Annotated in this window: 13 protein-coding genes; 3 read left to right on the top strand and 10 right to left on the bottom strand. The window is 46.9% G+C overall.

The genetic code is table 11. The features are described from left to right. Positions 1-374 precede the first annotated feature (374 nt). Genes R3289_RS13720 through dcuC form a run of 3 tightly spaced genes read left to right on the top strand, consistent with a single transcriptional unit; the run spans position 375 to position 3,967 of the window. Entirely contained in the window at positions 375-1,580 is a 1,206-nt protein-coding gene (locus R3289_RS13720; RefSeq protein ID WP_318926254.1) for a PfkB family carbohydrate kinase, read from the top strand. A 19-nt stretch (positions 1,581-1,599) separates the two neighbouring features. Continuing rightward, positions 1,600-2,526, top strand: coding sequence for a ribonucleoside hydrolase RihC (gene rihC / locus R3289_RS13715; RefSeq protein WP_318926253.1), 927 nt, complete (start codon positions 1,600-1,602; stop codon positions 2,524-2,526). A gap of 19 nt (positions 2,527-2,545) precedes the next feature. Beyond that, positions 2,546-3,967, top strand: coding sequence for a C4-dicarboxylate transporter DcuC (gene dcuC, locus R3289_RS13710; protein ID WP_318926252.1), 1,422 nt, complete (start codon positions 2,546-2,548; stop codon positions 3,965-3,967). Between the two features lie 253 nt (positions 3,968-4,220). Here dcuC and R3289_RS13705 read toward each other — a convergent pair whose 3' ends face one another. The 10 genes from R3289_RS13705 to R3289_RS13660 all read right to left on the bottom strand — a co-directional run bounded on the left by R3289_RS13705 (position 4,221) and on the right by R3289_RS13660 (position 18,605). Next, positions 4,221-5,633, bottom strand: a complete 1,413-nt coding sequence (locus R3289_RS13705; protein WP_318926251.1) for a phosphoglucomutase/phosphomannomutase family protein — start codon at positions 5,631-5,633, stop codon at positions 4,221-4,223. Positions 5,634-5,712: 79 nt separating this feature from the next. Next, on the bottom strand, positions 5,713-8,118 hold the full coding sequence (locus R3289_RS13700; RefSeq protein ID WP_318926250.1) for a GH36-type glycosyl hydrolase domain-containing protein: 2,406 nt from the start codon (positions 8,116-8,118) through the stop codon (positions 5,713-5,715). Between the two features lie 39 nt (positions 8,119-8,157). Further along, a complete protein-coding gene (locus R3289_RS13695; protein ID WP_318926249.1) occupies positions 8,158-10,089 on the bottom strand; it encodes a beta-N-acetylhexosaminidase in 1,932 nt (643 codons plus the stop codon). A 9-nt stretch (positions 10,090-10,098) separates the two neighbouring features. Beyond that, a complete protein-coding gene (locus tag R3289_RS13690; RefSeq protein WP_318926248.1) occupies positions 10,099-10,986 on the bottom strand; it encodes an N-acetylglucosamine kinase in 888 nt (295 codons plus the stop codon). Further along, positions 10,979-12,712, bottom strand: a complete 1,734-nt coding sequence (locus R3289_RS13685; protein WP_318926247.1) for a glycoside hydrolase family 9 protein — start codon at positions 12,710-12,712, stop codon at positions 10,979-10,981. The genes R3289_RS13690 and R3289_RS13685 overlap by 8 nt, the downstream gene beginning before the upstream one ends. Before the next feature lie 60 nt (positions 12,713-12,772). Further along, positions 12,773-13,768 carry an ABC transporter ATP-binding protein gene (locus R3289_RS13680; protein ID WP_318926246.1) on the bottom strand — a complete coding sequence of 332 codons (996 nt, stop codon included), beginning with the start codon at positions 13,766-13,768 and terminating at the stop codon, positions 12,773-12,775. Between the two features lie 29 nt (positions 13,769-13,797). Continuing rightward, on the bottom strand, positions 13,798-14,769 hold the full coding sequence (locus R3289_RS13675) for an ABC transporter ATP-binding protein (protein ID WP_318926245.1): 972 nt from the start codon (positions 14,767-14,769) through the stop codon (positions 13,798-13,800). Beyond that, positions 14,769-15,797 carry an ABC transporter permease gene (locus R3289_RS13670; protein ID WP_318926244.1) on the bottom strand — a complete coding sequence of 343 codons (1,029 nt, stop codon included), beginning with the start codon at positions 15,795-15,797 and terminating at the stop codon, positions 14,769-14,771. The genes R3289_RS13675 and R3289_RS13670 overlap by 1 nt, the downstream gene beginning before the upstream one ends. A 2-nt stretch (positions 15,798-15,799) precedes the next feature. Next, positions 15,800-16,786 carry an ABC transporter permease gene (locus R3289_RS13665; protein WP_107284128.1) on the bottom strand — a complete coding sequence of 329 codons (987 nt, stop codon included), beginning with the start codon at positions 16,784-16,786 and terminating at the stop codon, positions 15,800-15,802. Positions 16,787-16,925: 139 nt separating this feature from the next. Beyond that, complete coding sequence (locus R3289_RS13660) at positions 16,926-18,605, bottom strand: ABC transporter substrate-binding protein (protein WP_318926243.1); 1,680 nt, start codon at positions 18,603-18,605, stop codon at positions 16,926-16,928. Positions 18,606-18,625 lie beyond the last annotated feature (20 nt).

The following is an 18,625-nucleotide window of genomic DNA, read 5'->3' as shown; positions in this document are numbered from 1 at the left end:
GCTCTGCGGTGTGGCGACTAAAAACCTTACTAAGTACTTAGGGTGGCGGCGCATATTGAGTGATGATTCACTATCAAAGGCTACTTTTACAGAGAGAGTCGCTGGGTACTGGGCTCTCAACTAAGTTACTGAACAGAGCCCTACATATTTTACTGTTTATTGGTAAAGATTTTTGGTAGATGATTGAAACTGAAAACTCGAAATAACCCTGATAAAAAAAGAGAGTAAACATTCTTCGAATATCGATCAAAAAATCCTGAAGAGATGTGATCTTAATCGGACATTTCATGTCCGGTTCAGGGTGTTAATTATGATTTGCTCATTAGTTTTATAAACATTGTCATGATACTTTATATAAAGCAAGGGTGAGGTATATGAATAAGAATGAAAGAATAAGTATAATTAAAAATATTCTTATGGTTAATAAGTTTGTATATGTTGGAAAGTTAGCTTGTAAATTTAATGTAACAGAAAGAACAATTAGAAGAGATATAACATCTTTAGTTAATGCTGGAATTGCAGAGCCATTCTATGGTGGGGCATCCTTTGTAAGTATTGATAATGATAGGTGTTTTAAGAATATAGGTTTGAATAATATTATGGTTAAAGAAGGTGGGGGTGAATATAATAATATAGTTATAAACAAAGCACCTAAAGACGAAATGGTTTTTGTTTTAGGTTCATTTAATATTGATATTGTTTCTGAGTTAAGTGAATTTCCGAAAGTAGGAGAAACAGTACGTTCCATATCAACTAATTTTTACGCAGGAGGAAAAGGGGCAAATCAAGCAACGGCTGCAGCCAAGGTCAATAATAATGTACATTTAATGGCGAAGATTGGCTGTGATGATTTGGGAAAAAAAGCATCAAACTACCTGTCAGTTACAGATGTGAATTCATTGACATTATTAGAAGATAATGAAAAACCTACAGGAAATGCGATTGTTTTCGTTTCGAAAGGAACGAATAATAACTTTATTGCTATCAACTTAGGTGCTAACGAAAATATAAAGAAAAGTGAGGTCGTAGCTGCGTTTGATAAAATAAAAAAATCTAAAGTATTTCTTACTCAGTTAGAGAATAACTTTGACATTACCAAGTTAGCTATTAATTTAGCCAAAGAAAACAATGTACCAGTGATATTGAACCCTGCACCGTACAATGAAGTGGTTAAAGATATATTAACAAGCGTTGATGTTATTACGCCAAATGAAATTGAAGCGGAAGGATTGTCGGGAATACATATTCAATCTATAGAGGATGCAAAAAAAGCCGCTGAAATAATTCATCAACTTGGTGTGGAGGTTGTGATTATTACATTGGGCTCTAAAGGGGCGGTTATGTTCAATGGCACAGAATTTAAACATTATCCCTCATTTAAATCGGTTGTTGTTGATACCAGCGGTGCTGGAGACTCTTTCAATGGCAGCTTAGCGGCTTGTTTAGCAAATAAATATTCATTGGACTATGCGATTAAGTTTGCTTCTGCATTTGCGTCTCTGGCGGTGGAAAGAAAAGGTGCGTCTAACATGCCAAGTTACGACTTGGTTCAAAATAGGCTTTTAAATGAAAACTTCTGAATTTTAATTAGGTGATAAGATGATGAAAAAACAAATTATTATTGATACCGATCCTGGCATTGATGATGCGGTTGCACTCGCTATCGCATTGTTTAGTAAAGAGCTGGATGTAAAGCTGATAACGACGGTCGCAGGTAATGTTTCCGTTGATTTAGTCACTAAAAATACCTTAAAGCTTCTGTCTCACTATAAGAAGGAAGTCACTGTCGCTAAAGGGGCGTCACGACCTCTGAACGAACCGTTTATTGATGCATCCGAGATCCATGGTGCGTCGGGTCTTGAAGGTTATGATTTCCCCGCGGTTAATGATGCACTACTGTCTCAATCACATGCCGTAGAAGAGATGTACAAAACTATCATGAATGCTGAGCAGAAAATGACTCTGCTCGCAATTGGACCATTGACTAATATTGCGCTGTTGATCCGTACATACCCTGAGTGTTTAGACAAGATAGAAGAAGTTGTCATCATGGGGGGAGCCTATACGCGTGGTAATAAAGGGGTAATGTCAGAATTTAATATTGCGACGGATCCTGAAGCGGCTGATATATTGTTCAAGAGCGGACTTAAAATCACTATGGTGGGTCTTGAAATTGGTTTGAAAGCGCTCATCCTTCCTGAAGATAGTCAAAAAATTAAAGAGATGAATGTTGTCGGTGATATGTTCTATCACTTATTTAAAAAGTATCGTGGGGGATCATTTAATAAAGGTTTGAAAATGTATGATGCCACTGCTGTAGCATACTTGCTCAGACCTGATATGTTTCAGGTTCAAGACTCTTTTGTCGCGATCGAATTGATAGGGACTTATACGCGTGGGGCTACGGTCGTGGATCTTAATAATCGCCTGGCACAAAAAGAAAACTGTACTGTTTGTCTTGATATTGATCCAGACAAGTTCAAAGAGTGGATGCTGAGTTCGATCGACGCCATTAACATTAATTAATTAAATAAATAGAAAAATCATGGATAATTTATTAGTAGGTCTTTCTTCTATTATTGCAATCGGTGTCGTGATATTCATGTTGTTAAAAAACATGGATATTAAATTCACCTTACTATTCGCTGGCATGGGATTAATGTATCTTGCATTAGGAATAGGAAATACAATCCAGTTTAAAGGGTTTGAATCAACCGGTGCATTTTTGCTCGATCCTATTATGGTGATCCCAGAGCAGTTCGTTTCGACACTTTCTCGTGCAGGTATCATCATTCTGATTCTTGGCGGCTATGCGAAATATATGCAACATATTAAAGCGAGTGATGTCACGGTCTATATGTTGACTAAACCACTGGCAAAAATTAAAACACCGTATAAGTTGATCCCGTTCGTATTTCTTATCGGTAATTTTTTATCTTTGGTCATACCGAGTGCATCAAATTTAGCTATTATATTATTGGCTACATTATATCCTGTATTAAGGCAAGCTGGAATGTCCTCGCTAACGGCGGCGGCGTTGATTGCAACTTCCGCGACCGTTGTACCTACCCCTTTAGGTGGTGATAACGTCGCTATCACGCAAGAACTTGCTCATACCGCCGAATTTGCAGGTCTGACAGTGTCTGAATACGTGTTTGAATATCATGCGCTGGTTTCTATTCCAACCTTAATTTTCATGGCTATTCTGCATGTATTTTGGCAGCGCTATATGGACTCGAAAGGTGTAGCAGAGTCAGGTGAAAGTACTGCCGACACTGGGGTATCTGAAGAGAAATACCATGTTACCGGTAGCAGCCTATATAAAATTTGCTATTCAATTCTGCCATTGCTACCGATTGTGATTCTATTTGCGACCTATACACTCAATATTTTTGACATTGCTGATGTACAAGTCAGTGTTGGTTTGTCTGCATTTACCAGCTTATTTATTGCAGTTATTTTTGAACTCATTCGTACTCGTGACTTTAAGGAGACACTGAACAATACTAATAGCTTTTTCATCGGTATGGGCAATGCAATGTCGGTGGTGGCGCTATTAGTGTCGGCGTCAATCTTCGTCGTGGGCTTAAAGTCGATTGGATTGATTTCTGAACTTCAATCGTACATGCAAAGTGTTGATTCTTCAGGCTTTACGTTACCGCTCACTCTGCTATTGTTCACCGCGTTAATTACCATTTTGAGTGGCAGTGGGTTAGCACTATTTTACGCCATGGTTCCTCTCATGGTTCCGCTTGCAATGGCCGCCGACATCAGTCCACTCGCAGTTACGCTGCCGATGGGGATGGGGGGGAACTTACTGCGGGCTTGTTCACCGGTTGCCGCAGTGATCATCATCATCGCTGGAGTCACAAAACATAATCCTATGGATATAGTGAAGCGAACAGCAGTCCCGTCTGTTGGAGCGACTATTTTTATGTTCTTGTTATCAATGTATATCTATATTTAATTCTGTGTGAATTATGACGATGTACTGGCTGGGTGTTAGGACGCGCAATGTTGCAGTGGGATGGATATTAACTTGACGGTTGTTAATCGAAAGAGTGATCCTCATTTGTATTAAATAAAAAAGGGTAGCGGGGCTACCCTTGCCGCTAAAACTTCAAACGAAGGTTGGCGAAATGTAACAGCGATAGTGCTTGTTACAGTGGATTCAACAATGAATATCGTTGTCGCAGCCTGTAAGGCGCGAGCGCGAGAGGTTACACTTTCAGAAACACCTTCATTTGCTGCAAAACGGCTTCGGCTTGCTGCTGATCTTTCATTTCGACAAACAGACGCAGCAGTGGTTCTGTACCGGAGAATCGAGCCAGCGCCCAACCGCCATTTTTAAAGTAAACCTTAGCCCCATCGGCATAGCTGACTTTTTCGACATCATACTCAAACTCGGGCAGGGCCTTTTCTACGTAGATTTTATCGTATAGGCGTTCACGCTCAGAGGCTTTAAAGGTACAGTCCCCTTCAGCGGTGTAGGCATAGCCGTATTTTGCGTAGATTTCACCGAGCATTTCAGACAATTTTTTTCCGGTAACACTGATCATTTCAACCAATAGGCTCGAAGCAAATACACCATCTTTGCCCTTGATATGACCGCGAATAGTTAAGCCGCCAGAGCTTTCTCCCCCGATGAGTGAATCGTCAGCTTCCATCTGCGAGCTAATATGTTTAAAACCGACAGGGACTTCAAAGCACTTCTCTTGATAGGCTGCCGCGACTTTATCAAGCAGATGGGTTGTCGCGATATTACGTACCACTGAGCCTTTCCAGCCTTTGTATTCAAGCATGTAATAATAGAGAAGCAATAACACTTCGTTCGGGTGAATGAAGTGTCCTTTTTCATCAATAATGCCTAAACGGTCAGCATCGCCATCGGTACCAATACCGATGTCATACCCTTCATGGGCGACTAAATGCTTTAAGCGGTACAGTGTCGCGGCATTCGGTGATGGCATCAGGCCGCCAAATGAAGGGTTCTGACCATCATTGATCACATCCACATCACAACGGCCAGAAATTAGAACGGTTTGCAGTGCATTCTTAGCAACACCAAACATCGGATCGATCAGTACCCTTAGGTTGGCTTTTTTGATCGCTTCTATATCAATAAAATTAATGATTGAGTCGACGAACTCATTCATCGGATTAATCTTAGTGATCATCTTCGATTTTAGGGCGTCTTCAAAGTCGAGACTTTTTACATCACTTGCGGTCAACCCGGTAATTTGCTGTTCAATTTTTTGAGTGATGATTTCATCTGCGTCACGGCCACCTTCAATGAATATCTTGATGCCATTGTAATCGGCAGGGTTGTGAGAAGCGGTGATGCAAGCGGAGTACGTTGCGCCAATTTCCTTGCATTGAAACATTACTATCGGGGTCGGGACATATTTGTCGATAAAACTAACGTTGATTTCATTCGCCGCGAGCACTTCAGCAAACCAGGCGGCCGCTTTATCCGATAAGAAGCGGCGATCATAGCCAATAACAAAGCCGTTACCGGTAACCTGTTCTTTGAGCATTATGTTAGCAAGAGCCTGTGCGACTAATCTGACATTTTCTTTGGTAAATTCTTCGCCGATCAGGGCGCGCCAGCCACCGGTTCCAAACTGGATCATGTGGAACTCCTATTTCTCTCAATCGAAAAATGTAAAGTGGGGATGAAAGCCATCCCCAAACGTTACCTCACTATGAGGATTAGCCCATTACTACCGTAACAGTGTTGACCGTACCCTCAGCCTGCTGGGTTATCGCTCCTTCAATGGGTTCGCCATTTAGCGTGATAGAAACAACGCCTTTGCTGACATGATCCGGGTTTTCAACTTTGATGTTATATGTTGCTCCGCGCCACTGACGGGTAACGTCAAAGCCTGGCCATGCGGTTGGAATACATGGGTCGACAATCAGGCCGTCAAAGCTTAAGCGAACCCCTAGAATAAAGTTGGTGGCAGCAATGTAAGCCCAACCAGATGAACCGGTTAGCCATGGGTGGTTAGCACGGCCATGATCCTGGTGATCACGTCCCATGATGAACTGAACATAGGAATACGGTTCTGCCACCCGTTTTTCAATCATGTCGTTCTGGTTGTATGGGTTTAGTGCATCGTAGAATTTCATCGCCTGATCGCCGCGCCCCAGCTTAGCTTCCGCGACCCAGGCCCATGGATTTGGATGGGAGAAAATCGCGCCATTTTCTTTCACGCCTTGATAGACACGGGTAACGAAACCAATGTCGTCGTTAGGCGTGGCGAAAGAAGGGGCGTTCAGGTGCAGGCCGTAATCAGAGTACAGGTACTCATCAACCGAGTTCATCGCCTTTTCGCCGCGCTCTTGAGATACGGCCCCGGAAACAACCGCCCAGGTGTTAGATTCCAAGTGAACCTTGCCTTCAACCTGTTCGTTAGTACCGACTTTCTCGCCATTCTTGGTAATGCCACGGATATACCAGCCGCCATCTTCATCCCAAAGGTGCGCTTCACAGGCGTGTTGGACACCGCCGGCCATGTCTTCATAACGCGCAGCGTCTTCGTCTTTTCCTAGGAATTTAGCGAGATCAACAAACTCTTGAATTGCCCAGTAATGAAGGAATGCAACCATTGATGATTCGCCACCACCGAGGTTCAAGCAATCGTTCCAGTCTGCGCGCAAGCCTTTCGCGATACCTGTACGGCCAACCTGTTCGGCCGTGAAATTCAGCGCCGCTTTCATGTGTTCATAAACCGTGGCTTCACCGCCATCGGCAAATGGGATCACTTCGTCAAAGAAACGGGTTTCGCCGGTTTCCATGACATAGCGGCAGATCGTTGGGACAAGCCATAAATGGTCATCAGAGCAGGTATCTTCGATACCGTGGATCTTATCTTCATCACTTGGCGTTGGGACAACGGTCGGCGATTTCGATGGTTCTACATTGGCTTTTTCCGGATCAAACCAATCGGGATCGAAGAGGTGAAGGCCATAACCGGCTTTAACTTGACCGCGAAGCAGATCGACAAGGCGCTTGCGAGTCATTTCTGGGTTGGAATGAGGCACTGCCATTGCGTCTTGTGCGGTATCGCGATAGCCAAGCCCGGTACGGCCGCCGACTTCGATAAAGGAGGCAAAGCGAGACCAGACAACACATGTTTCGGCCTGGTACAGGGTCCAGGTATTGAGCATGGTGTCCAGACCTTCGTTTGGCGATGTCACCTGGAATTTAGCACAACGCTCATCCCAGTGAGATTTGATATCTGCGAAAGCGGCATCAACGTTAGCAAGGTCTTGATATTTAGCGCGTAGTTTTGCGCCGTTACCTTTACCTAAACCCAGGATATAAACAAAACGAACCTCTTCGCCGGGCTGAATAACAAATTGCTTGTGCAGTGAGCCGCAATGGTTGTAGCAGGTTTGCGCGGTATTCGAGCATTTGCCTTGTTCAACCGCGATAGGGTTAGACTCATCGCGGTAGAGACCGAGGAAGGAATCACGCTGGCCGTCATAGCTATCAGGGTCAAAGGTAGATGCAAGGTAGTAGAAACCTTCAAATTCATTGGTGTTGTAATAAAGATCGTATTCAATGACTCCCTCTTCATACGATGTACCCGCAGAGTACAGGCTCATCTGATGGTTTTGATTATCAGATTGAATATGGCTGAAGGAAAACTCTACAAATGAGAATGCGCTGATGGTGCGAGGCTTGTCGGTCTCATTCTTGATGACAACATCCCAGACTTCGGCATCTTCACCTTTAGGTACGAATAAGGTTTTTGATGCGGTAATGCCGTTGTATTCACATTTGAATTTCGAGTAAGAAAGGCCATGGCGGACTTCATAGCTGGCCTCATCAAGACTTTTTGCGACGGGCTGCCAGGAAATGGACCAGTAATCTCCTGTTTCGTCATCACGAAGGTACACGTAGTGGCCCGGGCGATCAAAAGATCCATTCGCGCGAAATTTTGTTACGCGATTATATTCAGGTGAATTGTAAAAGGAGTAACCACCCGCATTATGTGATATGACGGTACAGAACTTTTCAGTACCCAGGTAGTTGGTCCAGGGAGCCGGGACATCAGGACGAGTGATTACGTATTCTCTATTATCGTTATCAAAATAACCGTATTTCATTGCTTCCAATCCTTTTTAAATATTAACTATCTGTAGTTGCTATTCGCAGTGGCGGTAATTGATGCCCGCTTTGTCTAAGTATTTGAGTTGACCATTCAAACGCGCTTTAAAGTCATCCCAGTTACGCTGGTGAGGGGCGCTCCAGCAGAGCTCTGAAATAGCTAATAAGCGTGGATAAATCATGTATTCAAAGCGGCTTTGATTATTGACGAGCTCACACCACAGTGCCGTTTGAATACCGATAATGCGTTGGTGAGCCGGATCATCCGGGGCGAGTTCGGCGAATGGGCGATACTGATACACATTATCAAGAGGCAATTTTCCGGCCCAGTCGACACCCGGTTCATCGGCAGAATAGCCTTGTGCTAAGTCGAGATAGGTAAATTGTGCCGGTTGCATGACGACGTCATAACCTTGTTGTGCACAGTCAAGGCCTGCTTTTTCACTGCGCCATGAGAAAATGGTTGTTTGCTTGCTGACCTTGTCACCATCGGTGGCTTCCTCCCAGCCCATCATCTGCTTGCCTTTCGCTTGTAGTACTTCTTCAGCAAAACGTAACAGATGCCCCTGCAGTTCCTTGGGATCTTGATAGCCGTGTTGTGCCATTAAAGTCTGGCAAGCTTGGCTATCGGTCCAGACACCGGCAGGCACTTCATCGCCACCAATGTGCACAAAGGGGGCAGGAAATAATTCACTGATTTCAGTGAGTACATTTGAGATAAAGGTGTAGGTGCCTTTAAGTGCCGGGGATAGCACATTATCCGGATAGTTCTGAATACTGCGATATTGAGATTTATCGTCAGGATCAACCAGTAGATCCGGCAACGATTTGATCGCAGCACGGCAATGCCCGGGAATGTCGATTTCAGGAATAATGGTTATGCCCCGATCACTGGCATAGTCAATAAGATCCCTTGCATCCTGTTTGCTGTAGTAGCCCCCATAGCGCCGGTTGATGGTGGAAAATTGGGGGAGCAATACTTCATTCGGGCCACGCCATGCGCCGATACGAGTCAGTTCGGGATAAGCCTCAATCTCAATTCGCCACCCTTCGTCATCGGTAAGATGCCAATGGAAGGTGTTGAATTTATAACGGGCTAATTGATCGATGAGGTGTTTAAGGCGCTTGATCGAGTGAAAGTGGCGTGCGCAATCTAACATCATGCCGCGATAGGGGTAGTGTGGCTGATCTTGGATATCAACCATTGGAATGCTATAAGCGGCAACGGTATGATGCTCAGGATTGGCGGGTAACAGCTGCAGCAGGCTCGATGTTGCATGGGTAAAGCCGGATTTGGAGCTGGCCTGGAGCCAGATGTTATCCTGCTCGATAAGTAAGCGGTATGCGCCTTCTGCCATTTCAGGGTGAGCCTGATAATGGATATTGCCATCCCGATGGACCGGGAAATCCTCATGGAGTAATTCAGTCAACTCCTCTTGCAGCCACCGGGCCGGACCTGATGCTAACGTATTGGGTGAGGCTATCGCAGTCGATTGAGTGAACGTAAACCGGCCACGAATTGGCGTTACCGATGTTGGCAGAGGTATGATATTCAATGCCTTTTCGGGAGGGAGCTGGGTCGTAAATCGCTCTATTGCCGGCTGACCCAAGTCGATACAGGTGACTTCAACCGGGAGTGGTTGAATAAAGCCCTCGGTGGTGTTGGCGACCAGAAAAGCCTCAGGGATCCCGTCATCATGCAAGGTGAAGGGAGCCGTAGCCATGGTAAATTCAGTATAGAAATGTGAATTTGAGGCGAGCAGAGGGAGCGCTTCTGACGTTATAACGCAATAGCTCCCCAGCTGTTTAACCTGGCCACTTAACACCGACGTCGGCTCAATCCAGCGATTAATAACAAAGTGCAGTGACCAGTTTTTCACCGGCTGATCACTGAGGTTATGAAGCGTTAGCGCACAGCGAGACTCATGCTCTGCTTTGCTTATCACGGTGAAATCGACGCGGTAGCTCATTATGTCTCCTTAAAGTGGATACAGGTTGTGACAACCTTTTGCCATTGCGATAGCACCATCCATCGCATCACCCTGAGGCTGGGCAAGACGATTTTGTAACGGCGGTACGAGCCAGGGTTGAATTCGCTCCCCAATACTGCCCATTAAGCACACCTGATCGGCACCGCGCTTTATCAGTGCGGTCAGCAACATTTCCACGTCGGCGGCGGTTTGTTGCAGTAAGTCGATAGCCAAGCTATCGCCTTCGGCCGCATGAGCGAAAATAGCCGGTGAGAATTGGCCGTAGTCACAAGGGCGGGCTGTCTTTGACCAACTGACAACGGCGTCGACATCGTGTTCGAAGTGCGCCATAACATGTTGAGCGAGCAGAGTATGCGGTACTATCTCATCGACACTTAACAGCACCTGCTGGATCAGGCGCAGCCCCATCACGGCCCCGCCGCCGTGATCGGATATCGGGAACTCGCGCCCACCGACCACCTGCTGCTGGTTATCTTTGATCAAGATGCCGCAAGAGCCTGTACCGGCGATAAGAATGGCACCGTCTTCACCACGCCATGCCCCGAGGCAAGCGCCATACGCATCAGTATTTAATGTCATTGAGGCATAAGGGTGGGAGAGTGCCATAAAGGAGTACCAGGCATCCTTCTGCTCGGCACCGGCTAAAGCAAGGCCGACTGACATCGCACTGAAATCATCAGGGGTTAGCCCGGCCAGATCTGCCGCTGTTGCAATGGCATCTAGGATTGATGCCATTGCAACTTGGCCTCCTAATAAGATATTGGCACTGCCTGTTTTGGCCTCGCCAAGAAGTTCACCGTCAAGATCGCAGATCCGAGCTCGGCAGGAGGTTCCCCCACCGTCGACGCCCACATAATATTTAATTTGACTAGCCATGATAACGCTCCTTAAATTGCAAAGTTATTGCTAATAAGTACCAACCGCCATGAGGGATCCATTGCTCGCCCCAGCGCCAGTTCTGTAACATGTCGTCTTGCTGTTTCTCCGGTTTAAACGCAATGTCTTGCTCGTTCTCAAAACCGGCAGTGATCCCGTTGCACACCCCGCCTTTCGCATTGCTAAAGCCGAGTTCGGGCAGGTAATCCGGGTTATTGCGGCCATGGCCATCGACCATGCACATATCAAACGGATTTAATCCTACAATCCAATCGGTAAGGCGCTGACCATAGGTCATGAGCTTCGTTTTGACTGCGGTATCATCAACGATGTTTTGTGCCATATAAGCCATTGCGGCCAGCGAGGCAATACGGGCATTTTCACCTTGCCACCAATAACCGGTCTCATTGTTGTGAGGCATGAAAAAAGCCGTCTGCTTATCATCATCCACCGCTTTGACATACTGGCGCGGGTAGCCAAACGGGTTGTTAACTTCTGTTGTGATATTTAATTCAAAATCCAAGGCATTGAGCAGTATTTGGTAAGTTTTTTCATTTCTAATGACATCATGCTCAATGGCTAAATATTGCATTAATGCAATCGCGGGTAACCCTGCTTCTGCAGCATGAAAGTAAGGACGGCTGCCATCATCATTGGCAGACCAGTAATGCGCTATTTGGTGATCGGAGACCTGACGTGCAACTAAGCGTTGCGCCCAATGACGAGCTTGCTCCAAGTAGCGTTCTTGTTGCGTTGTTCGATAGAGCTCAACCGTGGCGAGAAGTGCACAGTACTCGTCGATGATGTTCTCCTGACCATTATCGAGGTAGTGCTTGTTCATCTCCTGCAGATGCCAATAGCCTTTTTCTGCAGCCTGAAGATAAGCGTCTGCTTGAATGGTTCCCGTATTCAGACGCGACGTCGAGGCGAACTGAGGCAAACGCGCCGCGGCTGCGAGGGCTGCAATTGACACTCCGCCACCCTGGCGGAAACCGGCCTGATAAGCATCAGACTTGATACCGTCCTGAGTTGAATACGAACAAATCTCCCGTTGCCCCGTGGACTTACTCCACTTGTCGAACACCGTCATATAAAAATAACCCTGCGGGTTTTGCATCCGCAGTAAAAAATCCGCGCCATGAAGTGCCTCTTCCATAAGGCGCTGGCGGGTAAAATCAGCAATATTTTCTTCGTCTTCGAGCACCTCATAAGCTTTAAGCATGTTCCAAACCACCATCGGGGTTTGTTGAGGATTTAAATAGTTACCGTTTGATAGGTGACTGAGGTACTTACTGACATCGCCGGACGCGTCATACCAGCCGCCACGCACATCTGCTGTTTCATCACTACCGAAGAGACGGATGTGCTGATCGGCGTGTTCATAGCTCCCAGAGCAACGCTGCGACTTAAAGTAATGCAAGAGATCACTAAAGGTACGCCGCATTAACAGCCCCTCGGCAATACAAAACGGTACCGATTGGGTATCGCCGAGCTGAATACGGTATTCGCCGCATTGATCCAGCGGGGTGAAATCGATCGAGTAGGTATACCCCGAGTGCCATTGTGCGACCGGACCACAGGCATTAAGAGGCAGCTGCATAATGGACTGCCCGTCATCACAGCGGATGATCTGTGCCGTCGTTACCGCAAGATCAGGCTGGGCCAAAACAATGGCTTGTTTGGCCCCAAGACGCTCATATCCAAGATGGTTCGTTAACAGCTGCATGTATCCTCCAATATGTAGCTGCCGTATTAGCAGCTACATAACACTCTTAATAAATATCGATTAGCTTTCGAATAAGTAACAACGTACGAAGTGGTTCTCAGAAAGCTGAGTCACTCCTGGCAATTCTTCCCGGCATCGTGCTGTGGCGTGAGTACAGCGTCCCGCAAACGGGCAGCCAAGGCTTGCCGGTGTCCAGAGCGGGATTTCACCCTTGTTGCCCTTGAGTTTTTCATGGATAGACTTGCTGGGATCGGGCACCGCAGAAACCAGTAGCTGGGTGTAAGGATGCTGGGGATCATGAATGATCTCCTCGGTATCTCCCCATTCGACCATGTGGCCGACATACATTACCGCCAGATCTTCGGCGATATAACGTGCCGTTGCGATATCGTGGGTGATATAAAGTAGCGCCATCTCACGTTCAAACTTCATCTCCTCCATCAGATTCAGTACCCCGGCACGGATGGAAACATCAAGCATCGACGTCGGTTCGTCAGCCAGTACCACTTCAGCGCCCACCGCAATGTTGCGGGCCAGATTGACACGCTGACGCTGGCCTCCCGATAGCTGGTGAGGGAATTTAGCCGCCGTCTCTTTCGGTGGGTTCAGTCCGACCTGGTCAAGCAGGCTGTAGATCTTTTCTTCAAGCTCTTTGTTATTGCCTTTACTGACTTTGTTGTGGATCAGCAGCGGGCGGGCGATATGGTGAAAAATAGTATGGGTCGGGTTCAGTGAACCAAACGGGTCTTGCCATACCATCTGGACGCCCTGACGGTACTGCATTAAATCGCGTCGGTTGGTGATATCGGCAATGTCTCGTCCGAAGTACTCAATGTGCCCCCCGGTTGGCGGATACATTTTGGCAATCATTTTAGCGGTGGTTGATTTTCCCGATCCCGACTCGCCCACCACGGCCAGGCCGCGGCTTTTGTACATTTTGAATGACACGTCATTGATTGCACGCATCTTGGATTTCTTTAACGAATTACTATTGACCGCAAAATCTTTAATCAGATTTTTACCTTCAATAATGGGCTTTCCGACAGGTTTATTCATAATGCCTCCTAATTACTTCCTATTTTTTATTAACTGCTTTTATTGAATAGGTGGCAGTTTGATAAACGACCTGGTTCAAGTTGGCGTAATTGAGTGGCAGTGCTGAAACAGGCGTCATGGGCTTTGTTACAGCGTGCCTGAAAACGGCAGCCTTGAGGTATTTCAAGCAAATTCAATGGATTGCCAGGAATGCCGGTGAGGCGGGTTTTCGGTCCGGTCAGTGGTGGAAATGAACTTCCCAGCCCTTCGGTATAAGGGTGGAAAGGCTGTTCCAGAATTTGTTTTGATGGCGCAACTTCGATGAGTTCACCTGAATACATGATGCCAATGCGATCGGAAAACTCGACCATCAACGAGAGATCATGGGTAATGAACAGGATCGAGAAGCCGAACTCCTCTTTCAGGGCATAGATTTTTTGCAGAATTTCACGCTGAACCACCACATCAAGGGCGGTTGTGGGTTCATCCATGATGATCATTTTCGGATTCAGTGCCAGTGCAATCGCTATCACCAGGCGCTGGCGCATTCCCCCCGAGAACTGGTGCGGATAGTCCCGCAGACGAGTGGGGTGAATGTCGACGATTTCCAATAGCCCTTCAGCACGGCGAATAGCCTGCTTACGATTCATATTGGTGTGGCGCATAATGACGTCACAAAATTGATCTTCGAGTGTCAGTACCGGGTTGAGTGCATTCATTGCACTCTGAAATACCATGGAGATCTGGCTCCAGCGAAAGGCCGTCATATTGGCCTCGCTGAGCTTAAGAATATCGCCATGACCGTCAAAGATCACTTCGCCACCAGAGATAAAAGCGGGCGGCTTATGCAGACGCATTAATGCCATTGCCACGGTTGACTTACCACAGCCAGACTCACCAGCCAGACCGAATATTTCGCCTTTACCGATATCAAAGCTGACATTGTTTACCGCACGTACATCGCCAGCATCTGTGATGTAGTCAACACAAAGGTTGCGAATGGAGATTTGTGGATTGGTCATTACTTTTCTCCTCCCTGAAGGGCTGGCTGAGCCGTTTCTAATGTCGCTTTTTGGGCTTCTTTATTTTGTGCTTCCATATTTTTCCAACGGCGCATCCCTTTGTGTGAACGAAGCTGTGGGTTAGCTATTTCATCCACCGCAAAGTTGAGCAGTGCCAGGCCGATTGCAACCAGAGTAAGCGCGATACACGGAACTAACAGCTCCCACCATGCGCCGACCAGCATCGAAGAGGATGTTTGAACGTTGTACAGCATGTTGCCCCAGCTGATCGTTCCCGGGTCGCCAAGGCCAAGGTATGACAATGTTGCCTCGGTCATAATCGCCAGCATGACCGAGCCGATGAAGCTGGCACCGACGATTGAAATCAGGTTTGGCAGGATTTCAACAAAGATAATGCGCCAAGACGATTCACCTAATACCTCAGCGGCTTTGATGAACTCTTTTTCTCTGATTGACAATGTCTGGGCGCGGACAACCCTGGCGCCCCATGCCCAGGCCGTTATCCCGATAACCAGGGTTATCGTTACAGGCCCCGCCTCACCAATGAAGGCCGCGAGAACAAATAATAAGGGCAGCTGTGGGATCACCAGCATGATGTTCATGGCAGCAGAAAGAATATCGTCAACCCGGCCACCAAAGTAACCGGCAGAAACACCCACTAAGGTTGCGAGAAAACAGACCATCAAGCCGGCGCCGAAGCCAACAGCGAGAGAGGTGCGTGCGCCATACACAACTTGAGACCAGACATCGCGTCCCATTCGGGTGGTGCCGAGTACGTGTTCGGCATTTTTCGACATCCGCAGGGTACGGCTGCTGTCGGCGAGGTTTTCAGCAATCCAGCCATCGGGGTTATTTTGGGCAGCCTTAACAACAAACGCAGGGTATTCGTGCGGGTTACCCGTTTTCTTGTTAGGCACATGTTCAGTAATGAACGGGGCAAAAACCGCGGCCAAAATAAACAGCGTGATAATGATTAAGCCGGCAAGGGCCTTATGGTTACTGGAAAGTAACTTAATTAAGCCTTTCATAATTATTTGCCTCCTTTACGTAGGCGAGGGTCAAGTGCCACGATGAGGATGTCAGCCATGAAGTTAAAGAACAGCATAAACAGGGTCATGATAAGCAGCTGACCTTGCAGAACCTGATAGTCACGCGCATTAATCGCGTTAAGAAGAACGGTGCCGAGGCCCGGGTAGTTGAAGATCATCTCGATAATGAGCTGCCCCCCGATAGCCATCCCCAGCGCCATCGATAGTGCCGTCACACTGGGTAGCATGGCGTTACGTGCCGCGTAGTTGAATACCACGCGGTTTTCACTTAACCCCTTGCCCTTTGCCATCGTGATATAGTCTTCGTTCAGCAGGTTGATCATGTTATTACGCATGTTGATCAAGAAGCCGCCAATCTGGATGATGGTGGCACAAAACAGAGGTAACACCGCGTGGTAGAGAACATCTTTAATGAATTCCCAGCTGGTCCAGTCAGGTGTGGTGCCTGCGGTATACGCATAGGTTGATGGGAACCAGCGAAGGCCGATCGCGAAGGTGTATAGCACCAGCATGGCAACGACCACGGGAGGTACGGCCTGAATGACCATCATCCCAGGTGAAATGAATGCATCGTATTTACTGCCGCGTTTCCAGGCTGCAAAAATACCGAGGGTCGAGCCTAAACAGAAGGCCAGAATAACGGCGGTACCCGCCAGGAACATTGACCAACCAACCGCACGGGCCATGATTTCATTAACGGTCTGCGGGAAGGTTTGAATCGAGATACCCAGATCCCAAGAAAGAATCCCTTTAAGGTAGATAAAGTATTCTTCGTGGATTGGGCCACCGACAAACCCCAATAATTGTTTCATTGCAGCGATACGCTCAGGCGTTACCTGCACAGCTGCGTTGGCGAACATCATGGTCACCGGATCTCCCGGCATCGCTCGCGGTAAAATAAAGTTCAGCGTAATCGCAAATAAAAGCGCTATCAGATAAAAAGACAGCCGTCGTATAAAGAATCCCATAACTCACACCTTAATCATCCAGCATTGATGTATTTTGCTAGATTCAGGACAGAAATCCCCCTGACGCAAAGCGCCATAAATTTCAATCGAAGGGGGAAGAGGCGGTGCGCAATGTGCGCACCGCAAGTTAATACCTAAATTATACTTTAGGCTTTAGATCAAGTACTTGTAGCAGACGTTCTTGGGTGTTGGTGATAGGCATTGGACGGCCTTTCGGGTTCTTCTCGTTCCACCAGCCAGTAAAGCGCGAGGTGTTGTACTGAGAAGTGTAAGCTCCTGACATGACAGGTACTGTTACTTGGTTTTCTGCAATGATTTTCTGGATCTTGTGAGCCATCTTAACTTGCTCGCCACGATCTGCGGTTTGGTAGAAACCCTCAAGTAATTTGTCTAGCTCAGCATTCTTCCAGTAGTGAAGCGCAAAGCGAGGCATACCATCATTTGCCTGGAAGCGTGAGTGGTAAGCACTGTCCCAGTAAGTGTACGGATCTGCACCGTGGAAGTAGTTGGTGTAAGCAACATCGTACTGAGCATCAAGCATTGCCTGGCTGTAAACCGAGAAATCAGGGGTACTTGATTTCGCTTTAATCCCGACTTCTTCAAGCATTTCAACACCTAGCTGTACGGTGTTGTTGAAGTCAGTCCAACCACTTGGTGATTGAATTGCCAGCTCAAGCTTTTTACCTGTTGGGGTTTCAACAAAGCCATCGCCATCAAGATCTTTAAAGCCCGCTTTTTTCAGCAATGCTTTGGCGTTGTCTACATTGTAGGTCATGAACGGCTTGTATTTTTCATGAACGGCTTTATCAGACCATGACTCAAATGCCTGACCTAGACCTGAGGCGTAATCATTCACCACACCGCCGCCGTAGAAAGCAATATCAATGATCGTTTCACGGTCGATGGCCATAGAGAAGGCGCGACGGAAATCGATGTTATTGATCGCTTCATTGTTACCCGCTTTCGGCGACTGGTAGTTGAACATGAATGCCTGGCTACCACCTGCAGGATACCAGTATTTATTATCTGGGCTGGCTGCTGCGTATGTGCTGTCAACATCCGGGATGAACGAGTACGTCCAGTCGAATTGACCGCTCAGTACCTGGCCCAGGAACTGATCGTTACCTGCAACTTGCGGCAGACGCAGACAGTCAACATCCAGGTTGCTGTTATCCCAGTATTGTGGGTTACGGCATTGAGTGTATAGCTGCGGGGTGAATGTTTCGATTTCAGTGAATGGACCGGTACCAACCGGGTTCTCATTGGTAAAGCGTGTAGGATCTTCTACCTTGCTCCAGATGTGCTTAGGAACAACGGATACCTTATTGATCAGGTATGGAACATTTGAGTTTGCTTCAGTCAGGTTGAAAGTAACTTTATCACCAGAAGCGATCACTGATTTCAGGCGTTGGTTGATACCTGTACGGTCAAGTTCAGGGTGTTTTTTCAGCATGTCATACGTAAATGCAACGTCTTCTGCTGTATACGCTTTTCCGTCAGACCATTTCACTCCGTCACGGATGACGAAAGTCACCTGCATTAGGTCGTCAGACATGTAATAGTCTTTTGCCAAACGCATTACCGGCTCGTTGCCTTTCAATTCGTTGAATACGACTAAAGGTTCATAGATAAAGTCTTGAACGGTATCTAATTGAGTTTGGAGAAACGGGTTAAAGTTACGTACAAATGTAGGGTAAAACTTTGGAACCATAGTCAGTTCAGTTCGCTCAGCAGCGGCGGCAATCGGTGCCGTTAATGCTGAGGTTGCAGCGGCAAAAACCGCAAGCGCTAACTTAGTTTTCTTAATATTGGCAAGCATAGCTGTTCCTTACTCTGTGC

It is taken from the genome of Photobacterium sp. (assembly GCF_033720175.1).
Lineage (GTDB): Bacteria > Pseudomonadota > Gammaproteobacteria > Enterobacterales > Vibrionaceae > Photobacterium.
The sequence above is the reverse complement of the archived record's forward strand: the minus strand, read 5'-3'. Positions and strand labels throughout refer to the sequence as shown.

Excerpts from the sequence above, each read along its gene's own strand:
- R3289_RS13720 (WP_318926254.1), top strand. The coding sequence starts at position 375 with ATGAATAAGAATGAAAGAATAAGTATAATTAAAAATATTCTTATGGTT.
- rihC (WP_318926253.1), top strand. The coding sequence starts at position 1,600 with ATGATGAAAAAACAAATTATTATTGATACCGATCCTGGCATTGATGAT.
- dcuC (WP_318926252.1), top strand. The coding sequence starts at position 2,546 with ATGGATAATTTATTAGTAGGTCTTTCTTCTATTATTGCAATCGGTGTC.
- R3289_RS13705 (WP_318926251.1), bottom strand. The coding sequence starts at position 5,633 with ATGATCCAGTTTGGAACCGGTGGCTGGCGCGCCCTGATCGGCGAAGAA.
- R3289_RS13700 (WP_318926250.1), bottom strand. The coding sequence starts at position 8,118 with ATGAAATACGGTTATTTTGATAACGATAATAGAGAATACGTAATCACT.
- R3289_RS13695 (WP_318926249.1), bottom strand. The coding sequence starts at position 10,089 with ATGAGCTACCGCGTCGATTTCACCGTGATAAGCAAAGCAGAGCATGAG.
- R3289_RS13690 (WP_318926248.1), bottom strand. The coding sequence starts at position 10,986 with ATGGCTAGTCAAATTAAATATTATGTGGGCGTCGACGGTGGGGGAACC.
- R3289_RS13685 (WP_318926247.1), bottom strand. The coding sequence starts at position 12,712 with ATGCAGCTGTTAACGAACCATCTTGGATATGAGCGTCTTGGGGCCAAA.
- R3289_RS13680 (WP_318926246.1), bottom strand. The coding sequence starts at position 13,768 with ATGAATAAACCTGTCGGAAAGCCCATTATTGAAGGTAAAAATCTGATT.
- R3289_RS13675 (WP_318926245.1), bottom strand. The coding sequence starts at position 14,769 with ATGACCAATCCACAAATCTCCATTCGCAACCTTTGTGTTGACTACATC.
- R3289_RS13670 (WP_318926244.1), bottom strand. The coding sequence starts at position 15,797 with ATGAAAGGCTTAATTAAGTTACTTTCCAGTAACCATAAGGCCCTTGCC.
- R3289_RS13665 (WP_107284128.1), bottom strand. The coding sequence starts at position 16,786 with ATGGGATTCTTTATACGACGGCTGTCTTTTTATCTGATAGCGCTTTTA.
- R3289_RS13660 (WP_318926243.1), bottom strand. The coding sequence starts at position 18,605 with ATGCTTGCCAATATTAAGAAAACTAAGTTAGCGCTTGCGGTTTTTGCC.